Source organism: Ruegeria sp. BB6 (assembly GCF_056539385.1).
On record NZ_JBQFUW010000001.1, the window covers coordinates 593965 to 612253 of the forward strand.

Annotated in this window: 18 protein-coding genes; 12 read left to right on the forward strand and 6 right to left on the reverse strand. The window is 58.7% G+C overall.

Translation table 11 applies throughout. The annotated features are described in order from the left end of the window. Nucleotide 1: 1 nt before the first annotated feature. Complete coding sequence (locus ACR0B7_RS02895; protein ID WP_170484770.1) at nt 2-817, reverse strand: PHB depolymerase family esterase; 816 nt, start codon at nt 815-817, stop codon at nt 2-4. Next, the gene (locus ACR0B7_RS02900) at nt 814-1275 is read right to left on the reverse strand and encodes a rhodanese-like domain-containing protein (RefSeq protein ID WP_170570312.1); all 462 of its coding nucleotides are present in this window, start codon (nt 1273-1275) and stop codon (nt 814-816) included. The genes ACR0B7_RS02895 and ACR0B7_RS02900 overlap by 4 nt, the downstream gene beginning before the upstream one ends. Nucleotides 1276-1510: 235 nt before the next feature. On the opposite strand from ACR0B7_RS02900, the gene ACR0B7_RS02905 reads away from it, so the two are divergent. The 7 genes from ACR0B7_RS02905 to selD are packed head-to-tail and all read left to right on the forward strand — an operon-like array spanning nt 1511 to nt 9617. Beyond that, nucleotides 1511-4381: a monovalent cation/H+ antiporter subunit A gene (locus ACR0B7_RS02905; protein WP_170576675.1), complete on the forward strand. Its 2871-nt coding sequence runs from the start codon at nt 1511-1513 to the stop codon at nt 4379-4381. Beyond that, on the forward strand, nt 4381-4740 hold the full coding sequence (locus tag ACR0B7_RS02910) for a Na+/H+ antiporter subunit C (protein ID WP_170382364.1): 360 nt from the start codon (nt 4381-4383) through the stop codon (nt 4738-4740). Before ACR0B7_RS02905 ends, ACR0B7_RS02910 begins: the two co-directional genes overlap by 1 nt. Continuing rightward, nucleotides 4737-6281 carry a monovalent cation/H+ antiporter subunit D gene (locus ACR0B7_RS02915; RefSeq protein ID WP_170484766.1) on the forward strand — a complete coding sequence of 515 codons (1545 nt, stop codon included), beginning with the start codon at nt 4737-4739 and terminating at the stop codon, nt 6279-6281. Before ACR0B7_RS02910 ends, ACR0B7_RS02915 begins: the two co-directional genes overlap by 4 nt. Beyond that, nucleotides 6281-6778: a Na+/H+ antiporter subunit E gene (locus tag ACR0B7_RS02920; RefSeq protein WP_170383255.1), complete on the forward strand. Its 498-nt coding sequence runs from the start codon at nt 6281-6283 to the stop codon at nt 6776-6778. Before ACR0B7_RS02915 ends, ACR0B7_RS02920 begins: the two co-directional genes overlap by 1 nt. Next, nucleotides 6775-7044 carry a K+/H+ antiporter subunit F gene (locus tag ACR0B7_RS02925; protein WP_170382360.1) on the forward strand — a complete coding sequence of 90 codons (270 nt, stop codon included), beginning with the start codon at nt 6775-6777 and terminating at the stop codon, nt 7042-7044. Before ACR0B7_RS02920 ends, ACR0B7_RS02925 begins: the two co-directional genes overlap by 4 nt. A gap of 7 nt (nt 7045-7051) precedes the next feature. Next, nucleotides 7052-7438 carry a Na+/H+ antiporter subunit G gene (locus tag ACR0B7_RS02930; RefSeq protein WP_170382358.1) on the forward strand — a complete coding sequence of 129 codons (387 nt, stop codon included), beginning with the start codon at nt 7052-7054 and terminating at the stop codon, nt 7436-7438. A 4-nt stretch (nt 7439-7442) separates the two neighbouring features. After that, nucleotides 7443-9617 (forward strand): selenide, water dikinase SelD, encoded by a 2175-nt coding sequence (gene selD / locus ACR0B7_RS02935; RefSeq protein ID WP_170484764.1) that lies wholly within the window; start codon nt 7443-7445, stop codon nt 9615-9617. Here the strand turns inward: selD and mnmH are convergent. Both mnmH and ACR0B7_RS02945 read right to left on the reverse strand, forming a co-directional pair. Further along, a complete protein-coding gene (gene mnmH, locus ACR0B7_RS02940) occupies nt 9593-10645 on the reverse strand; it encodes a tRNA 2-selenouridine(34) synthase MnmH (RefSeq protein ID WP_170484762.1) in 1053 nt (350 codons plus the stop codon). The two genes, selD and mnmH, sit on opposite strands and share 25 nt — an antisense overlap. A gap of 44 nt (nt 10646-10689) precedes the next feature. Beyond that, nucleotides 10690-11355, reverse strand: coding sequence for an SOS response-associated peptidase (locus ACR0B7_RS02945; protein ID WP_170484760.1), 666 nt, complete (start codon nt 11353-11355; stop codon nt 10690-10692). Between the two features lie 54 nt (nt 11356-11409). Here ACR0B7_RS02945 and ACR0B7_RS02950 point away from each other — a divergent pair, with 54 nt between their 5' ends. Next, nucleotides 11410-13062, forward strand: a complete 1653-nt coding sequence (locus ACR0B7_RS02950) for a tetratricopeptide repeat-containing sulfotransferase family protein (RefSeq protein ID WP_170484758.1) — start codon at nt 11410-11412, stop codon at nt 13060-13062. A gap of 64 nt (nt 13063-13126) precedes the next feature. On the opposite strand, the gene ACR0B7_RS02955 is transcribed toward ACR0B7_RS02950, so the two are convergent. Continuing rightward, a complete protein-coding gene (locus ACR0B7_RS02955) occupies nt 13127-14704 on the reverse strand; it encodes a bifunctional metallophosphatase/5'-nucleotidase (protein WP_170382348.1) in 1578 nt (525 codons plus the stop codon). A 108-nt stretch (nt 14705-14812) separates the two neighbouring features. Between ACR0B7_RS02955 and ACR0B7_RS02960 the strand changes: the two genes are divergently transcribed. From ACR0B7_RS02960 to arsC, 4 genes are read left to right on the forward strand one after another with little or no spacing between them, the layout of a single operon-like run. Beyond that, nucleotides 14813-15151, forward strand: a complete 339-nt coding sequence (locus ACR0B7_RS02960) for a DUF952 domain-containing protein (protein WP_170576676.1) — start codon at nt 14813-14815, stop codon at nt 15149-15151. Further along, on the forward strand, nt 15148-15579 hold the full coding sequence (locus tag ACR0B7_RS02965) for a DUF1330 domain-containing protein (RefSeq protein ID WP_170484754.1): 432 nt from the start codon (nt 15148-15150) through the stop codon (nt 15577-15579). Before ACR0B7_RS02960 ends, ACR0B7_RS02965 begins: the two co-directional genes overlap by 4 nt. Further along, nucleotides 15576-16634, forward strand: coding sequence for a quinone-dependent dihydroorotate dehydrogenase (locus tag ACR0B7_RS02970; protein ID WP_170576677.1), 1059 nt, complete (start codon nt 15576-15578; stop codon nt 16632-16634). The genes ACR0B7_RS02965 and ACR0B7_RS02970 overlap by 4 nt, the downstream gene beginning before the upstream one ends. Next, entirely contained in the window at nt 16631-16972 is a 342-nt protein-coding gene (arsC, locus tag ACR0B7_RS02975) for an arsenate reductase (glutaredoxin) (protein ID WP_170484750.1), read from the forward strand. The genes ACR0B7_RS02970 and arsC overlap by 4 nt, the downstream gene beginning before the upstream one ends. On the opposite strand, the gene ACR0B7_RS02980 is transcribed toward arsC, so the two are convergent. Beyond that, nucleotides 16969-18285, reverse strand: coding sequence for an MATE family efflux transporter (locus tag ACR0B7_RS02980; protein ID WP_170576678.1), 1317 nt, complete (start codon nt 18283-18285; stop codon nt 16969-16971). The two genes, arsC and ACR0B7_RS02980, sit on opposite strands and share 4 nt — an antisense overlap. Between the last annotated feature and the right edge of the window lie 4 nt (nt 18286-18289).

The following is an 18289-nucleotide window of genomic DNA, read 5'->3' on the forward strand; positions in this document are numbered from 1 at the left end:
ATCAGCCCCCCGGCAGACCCTCATACCAGTCAACCATCATATCGGCCCACCCCTTTGGCACGTTGTGCCCACCGGGAAACAGCGCGAATTCCAACGCGCTGCCATCGGCGCAGCCGCTCCAGTGGCGGCGCATGAATTGGCCCGTTGTGGAAAAGCCCGTGGGCTTGGTGTCTGCGCATTCATTGGCCACACGCCATATTTCCAACCCGGCGAAAATGTCGCCCTGATGGAAGCGGCCTCCACCAAGGATACGGCCTTCCAGCGGGACCACATTGTCCGTCCAGCCATGCGTGTGAAACATACGCACCGGTCCGTCGCAGCTTTGGGGATGAGGCCGCCAAAACCCGCCGGATACCGGCACATAGGCCGAAAATGTCTCGGGCGCAGCACAGGCCAGATAGTAGACCATGAAGGCACCGGCGGAGAATCCGCCCAACACCACGCGGTCGGCGTCAATACCGAACCGGTCCGAGGCGTCCTGCACCACTTCGGTCAGGAAGGCGGTCTCGTCCCTGCCCTCCCATCCGGGGAAAAAGTTCCAGCTTTGGCGTCCGTTTCGCTCGGACCCTTCCGGCGCCATAACCGCATAGCCACGGGCCAGCAGAGGATCGACCATACTGCGGTTTTTCAATGTCCCCGTCGCGGTGCCGCCATACCCGTGCAGAAAAACCACCAGCGGCGGATTTTCAGCCTGTGGCAGTTCGATGTGATACCCGCCCGAAGCCGTTTCGCACATCCCATCCTGATCGGCGCAGGCGGCAAGGCCGGTCTGTCCTGCAAGCGATAATCCAAGTGCCAGAGTTACCGTTCGGATCATAGAATTTCCTCGCTATATGCGCCCACAGGCAACCCCGCACGAAGCCATCCCGGTCCAGCGGCGGACCCGAGCATTCCTTCGGGAACGTCAATAATATTGGAGAACCCGGCTTCGCTCAGACGGTTACTCAACCGCGCAGATCGCACACCGCGCGCGCAGATCAAAGCGATTGCCGTGCTCCTGTCGCCTTCCGTCATTTGATCCAACACGTCGACGAAATCCTCCCGGCGCATGTCCAGCGGTGCCGCGCCTTCTGCGACGCCTGTGGCCTTCCACTCTCGCGGCGTGCGGATATCCAGCAACAAAATCTCACCGGAAACAGCCTGCTGATGCGCGTCCCTGACGCCAATCTGGTCCCCATCGTATGGAGGAGGGGTAAGCTGATATTCCCGAACAGCGAAGCCGGCAGCCAAGACAGCAGCGCCACCCAGCAATATCCATCTACGCGCTTTGTTCATTTTGTCCGACACGCCGCCTTCTCCTGAACCGACGCAACCGGTTTATCACAGCATAGGTTTGAATTCCGCGCCGAAATTTTGCGCAGTCATCAAGATCGCGTCATTTCATCGCGTCAAAAACATCGGTTTGCGACCGCACTAGATCAAAGCTCTAAACTTGCAATAGCTGGACAGTCGGAAAAATTTCCTTACAAAATCAGTACCACTTTTGACCGCCCAGACCGGAGTATCGCACTTGTCCCTATTCCTCATCGCGGCCCTTCCCTTTCTCGGCGCTGTGTTTCCAGCCCTACTTATCAGGGCGGGACGCAACGCAGCTGCATCAGCGGCGGGTTTGACCACTTTCCTGGCACTTATGGGGCTTTTGATCCACATCCCTTCGGTCATGCGCGGCGAGGTCGTAACGGCCAGATTCGACTGGATTCCAAGTCTTGGGCTGAACGCAAATTTCATGCTGGACGGGCTGGGGTTCCTGTTTGCTCTGCTGATCCTTGGGATCGGCCTGCTCATCATTCTGTACGCGCGATTTTACCTGTCGCGCGAAGACCCGATGGGGCAGTTCTATACCTACCTGCTGCTGTTTCAGGGCGCGATGGTGGGTATTGTTCTGTCTGATAACGTCCTTCTTCTGCTTATTTTCTGGGAACTTACGTCGCTGAGTTCATTCTTGCTGATCGGCTATTGGAAACACCTTCCCGAAGGCCGCCAAGGTGCGAGGATGGCGCTGGCTGTCACAGGCTCAGGTGGGCTTGCCATGATCGCGGGGATGCTGATCCTCGGCAATATCGTCGGCTCCTATGACCTGAGCGTCATTCTCCAGAACAAAGAGCTGATCCAGTCATCGCCATACTACCTACCGGCGCTGATCCTGATCCTGCTGGGGTGTTTCACCAAGTCGGCCCAATTCCCATTCCACTTCTGGTTACCCCACGCGATGGCTGCGCCAACGCCGGTTTCAGCCTATCTGCACTCTGCCACGATGGTGAAAGCAGGGCTTTTCCTGATGGCGCGGATGTGGCCGGTTCTGGCCGGAACCGACGCGTGGTTCTATATCGTTGCGACTACGGGTCTGGTCACGATGCTGATCGGCGCGTGCATCGCGCTGTTCAAGGATGACCTGAAGGCGCTGCTGGCATTTTCAACGGTGTCGCATCTGGGGTTGGTGACGATGCTGCTGGGCTTTGGCACCAAGTTCGCAGCCGTTGCTGCCGTTTTCCACATCATCAACCACGCGACGTTCAAGGCCGCCTTGTTCATGACGGCCGGTATTGTCGATCACGAGACCGGAACCCGTGACATCAAGCGGCTGGGCGGTCTGCGTCAGCTCATGCCGATAACATTCACCATCGGAATGATTGCTGCACTGTCGATGGCCGGGCTGCCGCCGTTGAACGGCTTTCTATCCAAGGAAATGATGCTTGAGGAAACTGTTCACACCACCTGGCTGAACTCGCACTATCTGGTGCCGGGGCTGGCTTTGCTGGCGGCGCTGTTCTCGGCCGCATATTCGTTCCGTTTCGTCAGCCACGTGTTTCTTGGCCCCCAGCGCAACGACTACCCATCGCATCCGCATGATCCCCCGGTCGGACTATGGCTGGCTCCGGCCTTTCTGGTTGTTTTGGTCGTTTTGATCGGTCTCTATTCTGCGGCCATCGTGGGACCTCTGGTCGCGGTCGTATCCAGCGCGGTGATTGGTGGAGAGAAGTTGCCCTATTACTCGCTGAAGCTGTGGCATGGCTTTACGCCCGCGCTTTACATGTCGATCGTTGCCACGCTGGGCGGTCTGTTCCTGCTGGCCCTCCACCGCCGGGGAGAGCAGTTGTGGACCACCATGCCCCGCCCCGAGGCCAAAGCGATCTTTGACAGGGTCATCGGCGCACTCACGATCCTGAGCCGGTGGATCACAGACGCGCTGCACAACGGCGTTATTAGCCGCTACGCCATTATCATGATCGCTTTCACGGTCGGGCTTGGGTACTACGCATACGCGACCGGGTCGATCGGCGCCGCAACACGCGAGCCGCTGCCCGCTCCGATCATCCCGATCATTGGCTGGATCTGCCTTGTAGGTGCAACGCTGGCGATCATGTGGTTCCACCGCAACCGGCTGTTGTCGTTGGTTCTGATCGGAGTCGTCGGCCTCATCGTTTCAATGGCGTTCAACTATCTGTCGGCACCTGACCTCGCCTTGACACAAATCTCGGTCGAGGTGGTGACCATGATCCTGCTGTTGCTGTCGCTGAACTTCCTGCCCACGGATACGCCGTGGGACAGCAGCGCGGCACGGCGGTGGCGGGACGCAGCGATCTCGGTTGTGGCAGGGATCGGATCGGGCGCTTTGATCTACGCGCTCATGCTGCGCGACTTTGCGTTCCCGACCATTTCCGAGTTCCACCTTGCCAACTCGTACAAGGGCGGAGGGGGCACTAACGTCGTCAATGTGATCCTGGTCGATTTCAGGGGCTTTGATACCTTTGGCGAGATCATTGTTCTGGGCATCGCGGCCCTGATTATCTTTGCCCTGACAGAATCCGTTCTGGGCACCAATGTGCGCAGCTACCTGCTGAACCGCAAACCACACTGGCCTCAGTCAGGAGACGCGCACCCCCTGATGATGGTGGTCGTGACTCGAATGATGATGCCTATTGCGCTGATGGTTGGCGCATACATCTTCTTCCGCGGCCACAACCAGCCCGGAGGCGGCTTTATCGCCGGTCTGATCGTCGCCATCGCCTACCTGATGCAATACATGGCCAGTGGGTACACCTGGGCCATCGAGCGGCAGCGGTTCTATTATCACGGGACGATTGGATGGGGTGTGTTGATCGCCGCCGCCACCGGACTGGGCGCGTGGTTCAATGAACGCCCGTTCCTGACCAGCGACTTCGGGTATCTCCATTGGCCCCCGCTGGAAGAATTTGAATGGGCGACTGCGATGCTGTTCGATACCGGCGTTTTCCTTGCGGTTCTGGGGGCTGTGATGCTTGCGCTCGACAGCCTGTCACGGTTCGCTTGGCAGCCGGGCATGGCGCAGGAGTTTCCAATGGACATCAACCCGCTTCGGGACGATCCGCCGGAAGAAGAACTAGAGAAGGAGCAATCCTGATGGAAGCGCTCGTAGCCTCAGCAGTAGGCATCATGACCGCCGCCGGGATTTTCCTGATCCTGCGCCGCCGGACGTTCCCCGTTATTCTCGGCCTTTCGCTGCTGACCTATGCGGTGAACGTGTTCCTGTTCGCAACGGGGCGGCTGGCGCTGAATGCACCGGCCGTTCTGAACAAGTACGAAGACGTGCCTTATACCGACCCGCTGCCACAGGCACTTGTGCTGACGGCGATTGTGATCTCGTTCGGGATGACGGCGGTGATCGTCATGATTGCACTCAGCGCGTATTTGTCCTCGAAGGACGACCATATTGACATGAAGGCACAGGACAGCACCGACGCTGCGGGAGAAGACGCATGAACCATTGGATCGTTGCGCCGATCGTCCTGCCCGCGATCCTGGCCCCATTCATCATCATGGTCCTGCGATACCATCTGGACCTGCAACGCATCTTCTCGGTCGCAGGTGTTGTGGCGCTTTTGGGCATTGCCCTGACCATCACTACTCAGGCTGCTGGCGGGGACATCCAGGTCTACGAACTTGGCGACTGGCCTGCGCCATTTGGCATTGTTCTGGTGCTCGACCGGCTGTCCGCCATGATGGTCCTGCTCACCGCGTTGCTGGCCGTGCCCATCGTGCTCTATGCGATTGCGTCAGGCTGGGATGACAGAGGCAAACACTTCCACGCCCTGTTCCACTTTCAACTGATGGGCGTATGCGGCGCGTTCCTGACTGGCGACGCCTTCAACCTTTTCGTGTTTTTCGAGGTTTTGCTGATCGCCTCTTACGGTCTGATGACGCATGGTGGCGGCGCGGTTCGTCTAAAGGCCGGCGTACAGTACGTGGCCTATAACTTGCTTGGCTCGACCCTGTTCCTGTTTGCGCTGGGGACACTGTATGCCGTGACCGGAACGCTGAACATGGCGGATATGGCAGTGCGCGTTGCGGAACTGCCCGCAGAGGATACCGCGCTGTTGCGGGTTGGCGCTGTGCTGCTGCTGCTGGTGTTCTGCATCAAGGCGGCCGTACTGCCACTACACTTCTGGCTACCTGCGAGCTATGCCAACGCGCCTTTGCCGGTGGCCGCGCTCTTTGCGATCATGACGAAAGTCGGAGCTTATTCCATCCTGCGAATGTACACGCTTGGCTTTGGCCCGGACGTCCAAGCGACACAGGGGCTGGTCGGTGCATGGCTGCAACCGGCAGCATTGGTGACACTGGCCGTTGGAACAATCGGCATCCTCGGCGCGCAGCATATCGCGCGAATGGTGGCCTTTTGCGTTATTGCCTCGATGGGTACTTTGCTGGTTGCAATCTCGCTGTTCACCGAAACCGCGACGGCCGCAGCGCTTTACTATATCTACCACTCGACCCTTGCGACGGCCCTTCTGTTTCTGGTGGCCGACCTTGTTGTGGAACGCCGGGGCGGAGCAATCGCCCCCACTGCGCCCATGCCGCAGGGCGGTCTGATCTCGGCCCTGTTCTTCGTTGGTGCGATCGCCTTGGCCGGTATGCCGCCGTTGTCGGGTTTTGTTGGCAAGCTGCTGGTGCTGGATGCTGCGCGGGATGCGCCAGATGCCACTGCGATCTGGGCGGTGGTCCTGTTCGGGTCGTTTGTCACAATCGTCGGGCTGGCCCGAGCTGGGTCACTGATCTTCTGGAAAAGCCACGACGCCCAGCACAACACGGAACAAGACCCGGAAAACGAGGACAAAGCTGAGCCCGCCCCGGCACCAGAACCTCAACCCGGCCTGGCGTTCACCGCCGTGTTCGCAGCCGCTCTGGGCCTTGTTGTGCTGACCTTGTTCGCGGGTCCGGCTTTGCAATACGCAAGCCGCACGGCCGAGCAGTTATTCACCCCAGAAGATTACATCGCAGCCGTTTTGGGAGACGAAGAATGATGAGACTCCTGCACCGGGTTTTTCCGCACCCTCACCTGACCTTTCTCTTGACGGTTGTGTGGGTTCTGCTGGCAAACAAGCCCTCTCTGAACTCGTTGGTGTTTGGCCTGCTTTTGGGGATTATCATCCCATTCATCACGCAACCCTACTGGCCAGACCGCCCCAAGCTGCGCAACTGGCCAATGGTGGTTGAATACATCCTGGTTGTGCTTTGGGACATCGTGATCGCCAATATTACGGTTGCCCGGATCATCCTGTTCAAACGGGACGCTGACCGCCAGCCGAACTGGATCAGCGTTCCGCTGGACCTGCGCACGCCCGAAGCGATTACGGTTCTGGCCGGAACCATAACAATGACCCCCGGCACCGTAAGCTGCGATCTGTCGGCGCAGGGGCATAATCTGCTGGTACATTGCCTTGATGCGCCCAACCCGGACGAGGTGCGCGATCAGATCAAGCAGCGATACGAGCGTCGGCTAAAGGAGATTTTTGAATGATCACCTATGCGATCTATTTTGCCTTTGCCTGTTTCGGAGCCGCCATCATGATGTGCCTGTGGCGGATTATCACCGCCGATGGCGTCGGCACCCGAGTCTTGGCGCTGGACACTATGGTCATAAACACAATTGCGCTGATGATCCTGTACGGGCTGTCGCTGGGGACCGAGATTTTCTTCGAGGCCGCCATGATCATCGCCATGCTCGGCTTTGTTTCAACCGTTGCTTACGCGCGCTTCATGCTGCGCGGCAACATTATCGAGTGAGGGCGTCATGACATTTTTCTTTGAACTGCTGATCGCCTTCTTTCTTGTGGTTTCAGGTATCTTTGGATTTGTGGGATCATATGGGATGATCAAACTCAAGGATCCGATGTCCCGACTGCACGCGCCCACCAAGGCGACGACCCTTGGGGTGGGCGGTGTGTTGCTGGCCTCGATTTTCCACTCTGTTCTTCTGGAACAGAAGCTGTCGCTGCACGAGCTGCTGATTACACTGTTCCTGTTCCTGACCGCCCCGATTACCGCTCTGTTCATTGCCAAATGGCATATTCACCGTCACGAAAAGCCTGATAGCCTGCCGGACGCGGGCGAAGACGAGCTTTGGGCAACTCATGCGGTTGAACAGGTCGAAGACGTTCCGGACCATACGGCGAATTAGTGATATGCACACACCTCCGCTGCCCCTGACCCGCGACCTGGTTCTGATTGGCGGAGGCCACACCCACGCATTGCTGCTGCGCAAATGGGGAATGGACCCGTTGCCGGGCGCACGGGTCACCGTGATCAACCCTGATCCAACGGCCCCCTATTCGGGAATGCTGCCGGGCTTTGTCGCCGGACATTATAAGCGGCACGATCTGAATATTGATCTGGTCCGACTGGCCCGGTTTGCCGACGCTCGGGTGGTTCTGGGGCCAGTTGAGGGCATAGATCTGGACAATCGCGTTGTTCACGTGCCCGAACGCCCTCCGGTCGCGTTTGACGTGGCATCTATCAATGTTGGCATAACCTCGGACATGCCGTCTCTGCACGGATTTGCCGACCATGCCATTCCAGCCAAACCATTGGGGGCTTTTGCGACAAAATGGGCCAACTACCTTGAAGCCCCGGGCCCTGCCTCAGTCGTTGTTATCGGCGGCGGCGTTGCGGGTGTCGAATTGGTCATGGCAATGGCCTATGCCTTGCGAAAAAAGGGCCGTCCGGCTCAGGTGGCGCTGGTTGACAATGCACAAGCTCTGACCGCGACCGGAGACAAAGCCGCGGCAACCATTCGTCACGCCATGAGCGACCTTGGCATTGACGTCATCGAAGGCGCTGAGATCATCGAAATAACCGGCGACCATGTCGCATTGAAAGACGGGCGGCAGATACCTGCGACCTTCGTGACCGGAGCAGCAGGTGCACGGCCTTATGAGTGGATAGCCCAGACGGGGCTGGACCTTCACGACGGCTTTGTTCGCGTCAACGGGCACCTTCAGTCGAGTGATCCCAACATCTTTGCGGCCGGAGACTGCGCGCACCTGTCCGAGAACCCTCGCCCCAAGGCGGGCGTCTACGCCGTCAGAGAAGCGCCGATATTGTTTCAAAACGTGCGGGCAGCACTGGGGGCCGGGACATTTCGCAGGTATGTCCCCCAGAATGACTATCTGAAACTCGTATCATTGGGCGCTAAATCCGCACTGGCCGAGCGTCTGGGCACCTCGTTCAAAGGGCCTTTGATGTGGAAATGGAAAAACCACATCGATCAGAAATTCATGGATAAGTTTCGCCACTTGCCGAAGATGCCTCAGCCAGCCCCACCCAAGCTGCACGCCAGCGGTGTTCACGAAGCAATGGGCGAGAAACCCCTGTGCGGCGGATGCGGGGCAAAGGTAGGGCGCGGCGCATTACAAAGCGTCCTGAGTGATCTGCCCAAACCGGCTCGTACGGATGTGGTTCCGCTTCCGGGCGACGATGCGGCCTTGCTGCAAACCGGGGGCGCACAGCAGGTCATGACCACGGATCACTTGCGCGGGTTTACCAACGACCCTGTGCTGATGGCGCGGATCGCCGCCGTTCACGCGCTCGGAGACATCTGGGCGATGGGGGCGCAGCCACAAGCGGCGACGGCAACGATAATCCTGCCGCGCATGGCCCCGGACCCTCAACACCGCACGATGGTTGAAATCATGACCGCTGCACGTGAAGTCATGGGGGCGGCGGGTGCTGAAATCGTCGGGGGCCACAGTTCGATGGGGGATGAGATGACCATCGGATTTACGCTGACCGGACTATGCAGCAGCGATCCGATCACCTTGGCAGGCGCACGCGCCGGGGATGCCCTTATCCTGACCAAGCCCTTGGGCAGCGGGGTTCTAATGGCTGCGGAAATGGCTGGTGAGGCCGCAGGAGAATGGGTCGCAAAGGCGTTTCAACACATGACCCAACCCCAAGGCGACGCGGCGCGCATCCTGAATGGCGCCCACGCGATGACCGATGTCACCGGATTTGGGCTGGCCGGTCACCTACAGGGCATTTGCGAGGCTTCAGCATGTGGGGCAACGCTTGATCTGGATGCCATTCCGATCATGGCGGGCGCGTTGGAACTAAGCGAACAGGGTGTCAGGTCTACCATCTTCAATGACAACCGCTCGGCCGCGCCAGAGCTTCCCTTGGGCGGCAAGGTGGATTTGCTATTTGACCCTCAAACAGCCGGTGGCCTCTTGGCCGCCATCCCCTGGGATGACGCGCTTGGGATATGCGATGACCTGCGCAAGGCCGGATACCCGGCGGTAGTTATCGGACATATGACCGACACGCCCGGTCTGAAACTTCAAAGCCGCTCCAGCACGCGCTGAACCTGGGTTGCAGCGTTCTCAAGCCCGGTCTCGTTCAGTTCGTACACAGTGATTTGCGCGACCACATTCACGTCACGCGCACGGCTGGCCTTTGCGTAGGCCGGATCGTAGTGCTGTTCCATCAATGCGCGGGTCAAGGCCTGTTTGTCCCCGGCATCGATCATTTCCAGCCACCCGTCCACAACGTCGTGACCGCGATGAAACCGTAGCGGAGACAGCCGATCCCGCAGCCGGTCGCTGTCCGAGAGTACGTCATCATAGGCCGATACCAGATAGCTCGAGCGAACTTCGATCGGCGCGCTGATCTGAATTCGCGGAGCAGCACGCAAAGCGGCCCAAACGGTCGGCGGCAGGATCAAAGACCCGATTTTTGACGATTCCGCCTCGACCAGAACCGGGCGAGCGGGGTCCAGGTGACACAGATGCGCTGCCAACGCGGACTCGAATGCCTTTTGACTTGGCTGTCCTCCGGGCATTTCACCCAGCAAGGACCCTCGATGATTGGCCAGCCCTTCCAGATCGAGCACCTGAACGCCGCGCGCGCCGAGCTTGGCCAGCAATTCGGTTTTTGCAGTACCCGTGTAACCGTCCAGCGCGATCAATCGGTGAGGCAACGGGTCGTGGTAAAGGTATCGGTTCACCAGCCTTCGATAGGTGCGATAGCCACCTTCAACGACCTCGGCACGCCAGCCGATTTGCTGCAACATCCAGGTGAACGAACCCGACCGCTGCCCGCCTCGCCAGCAATAGACCAGAGGCTTCCACCCCCCTTCATGGTGGGACAGGCTGCGTTCGATGTGGTTCGCCGCGTTCCGAAACACCAATGCCGCGCCCAGTTTACGCGCCAGAAAAGGGCTTTGCTGCACGTATATCGTCCCGACTCTCGCGCGTTCCTCATTATCCAGCACCGGCAGATTAATCGCGCCGGGCAAATGATCTTCGGCAAATTCCGCAGGGCTGCGCACGTCGATCACAGTGTCGAAACCATGCGCATACAGCTCGGGCAGGTTGGAAAATTTCAGAACCATGTCAACGGTCTAACCCGCCTTGAGTGGTTTGAAAAGAAGTGTGGTCACGCATCGACCGGCTCAATCAGGTCTGGTCCGGCCGCCCGGTTGGAATTTACAACCGGGTCCACCCGGTGAAAGCTCAGAACATCTTCGGCCCCGGGCTGCATCAACCGGGCGGCCCCCTTTCCAGCTTCGCCCAACCACAAAGGCCAGGCGTCCTGCTCAAGTATCAGGGGCATTCGGTGATGGATCGCGCTCAGGTGCTTGTTGGCAGGGGTTGTGACAATCGCGCATGTCCCCTGCCGCGCGCCCTCAGCCCCCCAGTTCTGCCAGACACCGGCGAACGCAATGGGTGCGCGATCATTGCGCTGAATATACCAAGGCAGCCGGTCACCTTGATCCGTCTTGGTCCATTCGTAAAACCCGGTGGCCACGATCAGGCACCGTCGCTCGCGGCAGGCTGCACGAAAGGCGGGCTTCTCGGCCAGCGTTTCGGCCCGCGCGTTGATCAGCAAGGGACCGGCGGTTTCCGTCTTGTACCAATGCGGCAGAAACCCCCATCGCAGCGGATCCAGCGTGCGGCCGTTTTCACCGGCCCGCACCACATGCACCTGATTTGTCGGGCAAACATTGAAATTGGGCACCGCAGGCAACGTATTGGCAGGCCGAGCCGCAAAAAGCTGCGCCATTGCGTCGTTGGGAAGAGTTATTGCAAACCGTCCGCACATGGGTAATGAACCATCAACAGTATTTCCTACAGGCACAAGTTCTCACGGGGTCACATGCAAAATCAAACGGCGAATTCCCTCAAAAGCAAGGCGCTGTCCGCCTTGGACGCGGGCAAGCTGCAGCAGGCACTGAAAAAAGCGCAACTGGGCCTAAAGAAATTCCCCAAGGACACGGACTTTCACGCCATCTCAGGCTTTGTCCTGACCGAGATGAAGCAGTACCGGAAATCGATACCGCATTTCATCGAAGCCTCGCGGATGAAGCCGGATGATCCGCAATTTGTTGAAAACCTTGCCAACGCATTAATGCAGACGGGCCAGATTCCGAAGGCCATGGAATTTGCTGAACAAAAGCTGGAAAAATTCCCGAACAACAAGGAACTGACCCGCGTCATCGACGAGATTCAACAAAAGGGCAGCAACTGGCGTCTTATCATCGACTATACCACCAGAAAGCTGGCCTCTGACCCGGACAACGCGGGTCTGTTGTGCGCACGGGCACGGGCTTATGGACGCATCGCATTTGTCGAGAACGGCACACGCGACATTACGCGGGCCTATGCGCTGGAACCTGAAAACAACAATATCGCGTTTCAAATGGCAGTTAACCTGCACCAGAGTGGCGACAAAGCGGGTTCAAAGGACATTATGCAAGGCATTGTGGCCAAAGACCCAGGCCACGTGGCGACGCTGTTTCAACTCTCTACAATGGCAAATGCCGAAACAGCGCCGGATCTGATGCAAGCGGTTGAGGCGGCCCGCCAAACTCATGAGCATGGCGTTTCCGAGCTTGAGTTCGCCAAGGCAGAGCTGATTTCAAAAACCGAAGGGCTGGGTGCCGCGCTTCCGCAATTCGCACGAGCCAACGCGATACAACACGAAGCAAACCCCTACGATTTCGCCGCCGAAGAAGAAAAGCTGGCTCAGATCACAGACCTTTTCCCCACGGCCTCTGCACCGGTTGTGACCGATCTTTCAGAGACCCCCAAACCGATTTTCGTGCTGGGCCAGCCGCGTTCAGGCACCACGCTGATGGAGATGATGCTAAGCACAGATCCCAAAATCGCCGGGTGCGGGGAACTGACGATCGGCAGCGATCTATCGCATGTTCATTTGAAAACGCGCAAACGATTTGGAGCTAAAGAAGCTGCGGAATTCGCGCGGGAGTTCCGCAGGCTAATGCCGCCAGTCCCTGAAGACTCGGTCGCATTCGTGGATAAGATGCCGCATAATTTCCAGCGCGCAGGGTTCCTGCTGTCGGCCTTTCCGAACGCAAAAGTCATCAACATGCTGCGCGACCCTCGGGATGTTGGTTTGTCCAAGTGGATCAGAAGGTTCCCCGCCGGCGGGATGCGCTATGCGTCGAACCTTGAGTCCATTGCTCATTCAGCGAACTTGTACCGCCGCTACATGGCGCATTGGATTGCCGTGTTTGGCGACAGAATCCTGACCGTCCCCTACGAAGAACTGGTTTCTGATCCAAAGACCTATAGCCAGAAAGTCGCGGAGTTCTGCGATATCGAGTGGTCCGAAGCCATGATGCACCCGGAACAGAACAAGCAACAGGTCAGAACTGCCAGCATTGACCAAGTGAGGAAAAAGATTTCGACCAAGTCAATCGGCGGTTGGCGCGACGTCTCGGAACATCTGCAGCCAATGCTGCAAGGGTTCGACCCCGAGCTTTGGCCGGAATATGATTTTAGCTGAGCAACCCGCAACCAGAAAAGGCCGCATCAAATGATGCGGCCTTTCTTGTTTTCTATAGGCGCGGTCACTTCTGTTTGATGCGGCCGTCCAGATAAGGGGTGTAGGGCGCGTTTTCGGCCAGATACTCGGCCGTCACATCCGCAAGGTCCGGCCCGAAGTCGTAGGCGTTTTTGTCGTCGCCCTCAAACATGCTGTAGCCATCCCCTCCATTGCGAACATAGTTGTTCGTCACGACCAGGTACGTGGCGCCTGGATCAATGGGCTGAAAGCCGTCACCACTTGCCACCATGACCTCGGACACGCGACCCTCGTTTGGCGCCACGGCTGGATCCCAAGTAAAGGTGAGCCCTGCCACCTGCGGAAAGCGCCCCTTGACCTCTTCCACCTGACTTACGCCATTTTCCAACGCGTCAATGACGCCCTGCCCGCTGATTTCAAAGGTCGATAGCGTGTTCTGGAACGGAAGAACCGTCAGCACTTCGCCCATTGTCACATCGCCCGGATCAATCGAGGCACGCAATCCGCCCGAGTTGGCAATCGCGATCTGAACGCCCTGATCCGCAACGCGCGCAAGCATCGCGTCGGCGACCAGATTGCCCATCTGACATTCCTGCACCCGACAGATCGAGCGGTCACCCTCAATCGCGTCGGCTGCACTGGCGACAACCTTGTTGCGGATTTCGTCCAACGGCACCGCCAGTTCCGCGATACGGTCCAGCGCAGCCTGATCTTCAGTGACGGTATTATCCATGATCAGCGGCTCACCCGCTGCCTCGACCACGTTGCCGTCATCGTCGAACGTCACGTTCAATTCGCCCAGAAACTTTCCGTATGCATAAGCCTGCACGATCTGAACGCCATTCACTACGGTCGGATAGGGACCAACCGCCCGGTCCGAAACGTTGGACAGGTAGGTATTCGAGTGACCACCCACGATCACGTCAACACCAGTTGTCTCCTGCGCGACCCGCTGGTCCACACCGTATCCCGAGTGACTAAGGACTATGATCTTGTTGACACCCTCTCCGGTCAGCTTGTCGACTTCGGCCTGAACAGCCGGGACAGGGTCCGAGAAGGTGACATTCGGGCCGGGTGAAGCCAGCTCATCGGTATCCTCGGGTGTCAGCCCGATCAGGCCGATCTTTTCGCCACCCACTTCGATCACCGTCGATTTCTTGATCTTGTCGGTCAGCAATTCTTCGTCGCGAATATCGGCGTTAGACATCAGAACAGGAAAATCAACAGAGTCGACGAACCCGCGCAGCACTTCCGGGCCGTCGTCGAATTCGTGGTTGCCCACGGTCATGGCATCATAGCCCAGCTTGTTCATGAACTCGGCCGCGACCTTGCCCTTGTAGTAGGTATAGAACAATGAACCCTGAAACTGGTCTCCGCCATCCACAAGGATCGAGTTTCCAGCCCTTCCGCGTGCCTCGTTCACCGCTGTGACCAGTCGGGCCGAGCCGCCAAAACACTTGCCTTCGGCGTTGTCTTCGTCGCTGCACCCACTGTCATACTTGTTGATCGGCTCAAAGCGCGCGTGGAAATCGTTAGTGTGTAGAATCGTTAGCTTGTACTCGGCTACGGCCATACCTGCGGTCAGGCCCAATACGGCAGCCGAAGCCAGGAAACGGGTCAACATATTGAAACTCCCTGTTGTTATTGCCGCCGATGGTGCGCCTAACGCGGCTAAGAGTCAAAGGGGGAAATCCGCCTTGATTCTACTCGTCTCGCGGGGCATCACGACCCCATGCTGATTTACAAGATATTTCGGGCCGACGAATGGGCCACGCTGCAGGCAAACGGAGAGTCAGACGGCGCGCCGATTGATGTTTCGGATGGCTATGTTCATTTTTCAACCGCTGCGCAGGCCGCTGAAACGGCGGCCAAGCACTTTGCCGGAGTCGAAGGTCTGTTTCTGCTTGCGTGCGACGCGGACGCAATGGGTGACGACCTGAAATGGGAGTTGTCGCGCGGTGGGGCGCTATTCCCGCATCTTTACCGCAAAATTCGCATGACCGATATCGCCTGGTCGCGTCCCCTGCCTTTTGATCGACAATCGCACCAGTTCCCCGAGGAAATGAAATGACCGGTTTCATCGACCCAGATCGCGCCCAGTTCGAGGCGTTCAAGGCGCTGGATCGCGACCAGCCGATCGAGATGCTCAACCTTGTGAAGTTTCGCCCCAAGGCCGAATATCCGGCCGGGCACGAACTGGCTGATGTGGAGCTGACCGGCGCACAAGCCTATCAGAACTACGGAGCCGAAACCGCCCCCATTGTGGCGCGGCTGGGCGCTTCCATCCTATGGCGGGGCGCATTTCAAACCACTCTGATCGGCCCGGATGACGAAACCTGGGACGCCATGTTCATCGCACGCTATCCCACAGCGCATGCGTTTCTAGAGATGGTTACCGACCCTGTTTATCAAAAGGCGGTTGTGCACCGTCAGGCGGCTGTCGCAACATCGCGCCTGATCCGTTGTGCCCCAACCCACGGTGGAGATTCCTTCGGATGAGACTGACTGAAAAACTTGGCCTTGCCGCCTTGCACCGGATGGACCCGGAAGCCGCTCATGGGCTTTCGATAAAAGCCCTGAAAGCTGGGCTGGCCCCGGCACCGGGTCCAATTACTTCGCCTCGTCTGCGCACGTCTGTTGCAGGGCTTGATCTGCCGAACCCAGTTGGTTTGGCCGCAGGTTTCGACAAGAACGGAGAGGTTCTGGCCCCGCTGTCTCGGGCAGGGTTCGGGTTCATCGAGGTCGGAGCCGTCACGCCGCGCCCCCAGCCCGGCAACCCGAAACCGCGCCTGTTTCGCCTGACCGAAGACAGGGCGGCCATCAACCGATTTGGCTTTAACAACGAAGGCATGGAAGTCATGGCACGCCGTCTGGCGCAGCGTCCCAAGGATGCCGTGATCGGCCTGAACCTCGGCGCGAACAAAGACAGCGACGACCGACCGGGCGATTTTGCCGAGGTGCTGGCCCATTGTGCCCCGCATCTGGATTTTGCCACGGTGAACGTGTCCTCTCCCAACACCGAAAAACTCAGGGATTTGCAGGGTAAAGCTGCGCTGAGTGCCCTGTTGAGCGGCGTGATTGAAACACGCGACGCGCTGGCGCGTCCTTTGCCGATTTTCCTGAAGATTGCCCCGGACCTGACCGAAGCCGAGCTTCAGGATATTGCGGACGTGGCCCGCGAAACTGGTGTCGACGCCGTAATCGCCACCAATACGACACTGTCGCGTGACGGGCTGAGCAGCCCTCACAAATCCGAGGCCGGTGGTCTTTCCGGCGCGCCGCTGTTTGAAAAATCCACCCGCGTTCTGGCGCAGTTGAGCCAGTTGACGAACGGGCAGGTTCCGTTGATCGGTGTTGGCGGCATCAGCTCGGCAGAGCAGGCTTATGCCAAGATTTGCGCCGGGGCGTCGGCCATTCAGTTCTATACGGCCATGGTCTTCGGCGGCATTTCCCTTGCCTCCGACATTGCGCTGGGGCTGGACAAGCTATTGGCGCGTGATGGGTTTGAAACTGTCGCACAGGCCGTTGGCAGCAAACGAGAGGATTGGCTGTGATCGAATATTGGCACAACCCGCGCTGTTCCAAGTCCAGGGCCGGACTTGCTCTGCTGGAGGAAAACGGCGCAAAGGTTGAAATCCGCAAGTATCTGGACGATGCACCTTCGGCAGAAGACATTCGCGCCGCCCAAAAGCGATTGGGCATACCTGCCATCGAAATGATGCGGACCGGCGAAAAGCGTTTTAAGGAACTGGGCCTGTCCAAGACAACGCCTGAGGATGCTTTGATTGCCGCCATGGCCGCCAATCCGATCCTGATCGAATGCCCTTTGGCGATATCAGGCGACAAGGCTGCTATTGGGCGGCCTCCGGAAAATCTGCTGGCCCTGCTTTAAGCGATCTGGGCTTCCAGTCTGGGGTATCGCCATCCCAAGGTGACGCCCCGGGCAATGTTCAGCACCATCAGCGCGGCCCATAACCCGTGATTGCCCAGCAATGGGACAAGGACAAACAGCGCCACGACATAGATTGCGACGGACTGGATCATCGCCTGCCGCATGGCTCGGGTCCACGTCGCGCCGATGTAGATACCGTCTAACATCCAGCTAGCCACCCCGATCACGGGCGCCAGTGCCGCCCAAACCAGATACTCTCGCGCCGCGACGCGCACATCCGGCGAGGTGGACATCACGTCGATCAGCGCAGGCCCAGCCAAGAAAAACGCAGCGCCCAGCACAAAGGCTCCGCCCACGCCCCATTGCGTTGCCATGACAGAGGCCCGCCGCACCTGATACCGGTCCTTTGCGCCAACGGCACCGCCGACAAGCGCCTCGGCCGAGAAAGCGAACCCGTCCAAGGCAAACGCCGTGATTTCAAGGAATTGCAGCAAGACCTGATTGGCGGCGAGGTTGACGTCGCCCAGATCTGAACCGACAAACAGAAAGGTCGTGAACGAACCGGTCAAAAGGACCGAACGGATCATGATATCCCTGTTCACCTGCATCATGCGGCGCAGACGAGTGGGATCGAAAATTCGCGGCCAGTCGCGCCATTGATTGCCGCCAAACGCGCTGCGGCACAGCCAGAGACCCAGCGCCAGCCCGGTCCATTCCGCGATCAATGTGGCAATCGCGACACCTTCGACACCCCAGCCAAGGCCCAGCACAAACCAAAGATCCAACGCGATGTTCAAGCCATTCATCCAGATCTGAAGGATGAACACCCCTCTTGTCCGCTCGATCGCGATCAACCAGCCGGTCACCGCATACAGGGCGATGGTCGCCGGTGCCCCCCAGATGCGAATCTCCAGATAATCGCGCGTCAACGCTTCGACTTCGGGGCTGGCTGGCGACAGGGCAAACGCCCCCCAGAACACCCAGATTTGCGTCAGGACAAAGAACAGTCCCGCCGCACCGCCCAAAAGCAGCCCCCGCATCAAAAGGGCACCGGTCTCGGCTGTGTCCCCTGCCCCGCGCGCCTGTGCTGCCAAACCAGTGGTTCCCATGCGCAGGAACCCAAAGATCCAATATATCGTGGACAGGATAACGGCGCCCATTCCGACAGCCCCAATCGGCGCGGCCTGACCCATTTGCCCGACAACACCGGTATCCACAGCCCCCAGAATGGGAACCGTGGCGTTTGACAGCACGATGGGTACCGCAATCTTCAGCACCCGCCTATGCGTTATGGGTGCCGAAGCATCCTGCACGGCC

Coding starts and splice junctions, on each gene's coding strand:
- mnmH (WP_170484762.1), bottom strand. CDS start 10,645: ATGGTTCTGAAATTTTCCAACCTGCCCGAGCTGTATGCGCATGGTTTC.
- ACR0B7_RS02930 (WP_170382358.1), top strand. CDS start 7,052: ATGACATTTTTCTTTGAACTGCTGATCGCCTTCTTTCTTGTGGTTTCA.
- ACR0B7_RS02945 (WP_170484760.1), bottom strand. CDS start 11,355: ATGTGCGGACGGTTTGCAATAACTCTTCCCAACGACGCAATGGCGCAG.
- ACR0B7_RS02900 (WP_170570312.1), bottom strand. CDS start 1,275: ATGAACAAAGCGCGTAGATGGATATTGCTGGGTGGCGCTGCTGTCTTG.
- ACR0B7_RS02925 (WP_170382360.1), top strand. CDS start 6,775: ATGATCACCTATGCGATCTATTTTGCCTTTGCCTGTTTCGGAGCCGCC.
- ACR0B7_RS02895 (WP_170484770.1), bottom strand. CDS start 817: ATGATCCGAACGGTAACTCTGGCACTTGGATTATCGCTTGCAGGACAG.
- ACR0B7_RS02960 (WP_170576676.1), top strand. CDS start 14,813: ATGCTGATTTACAAGATATTTCGGGCCGACGAATGGGCCACGCTGCAG.
- ACR0B7_RS02920 (WP_170383255.1), top strand. CDS start 6,281: ATGAGACTCCTGCACCGGGTTTTTCCGCACCCTCACCTGACCTTTCTC.
- selD (WP_170484764.1), top strand. CDS start 7,443: ATGCACACACCTCCGCTGCCCCTGACCCGCGACCTGGTTCTGATTGGC.
- ACR0B7_RS02950 (WP_170484758.1), top strand. CDS start 11,410: ATGCAAAATCAAACGGCGAATTCCCTCAAAAGCAAGGCGCTGTCCGCC.
- ACR0B7_RS02915 (WP_170484766.1), top strand. CDS start 4,737: ATGAACCATTGGATCGTTGCGCCGATCGTCCTGCCCGCGATCCTGGCC.
- ACR0B7_RS02965 (WP_170484754.1), top strand. CDS start 15,148: ATGACCGGTTTCATCGACCCAGATCGCGCCCAGTTCGAGGCGTTCAAG.
- ACR0B7_RS02955 (WP_170382348.1), bottom strand. CDS start 14,704: ATGTTGACCCGTTTCCTGGCTTCGGCTGCCGTATTGGGCCTGACCGCA.
- ACR0B7_RS02910 (WP_170382364.1), top strand. CDS start 4,381: ATGGAAGCGCTCGTAGCCTCAGCAGTAGGCATCATGACCGCCGCCGGG.
- ACR0B7_RS02970 (WP_170576677.1), top strand. CDS start 15,576: ATGAGACTGACTGAAAAACTTGGCCTTGCCGCCTTGCACCGGATGGAC.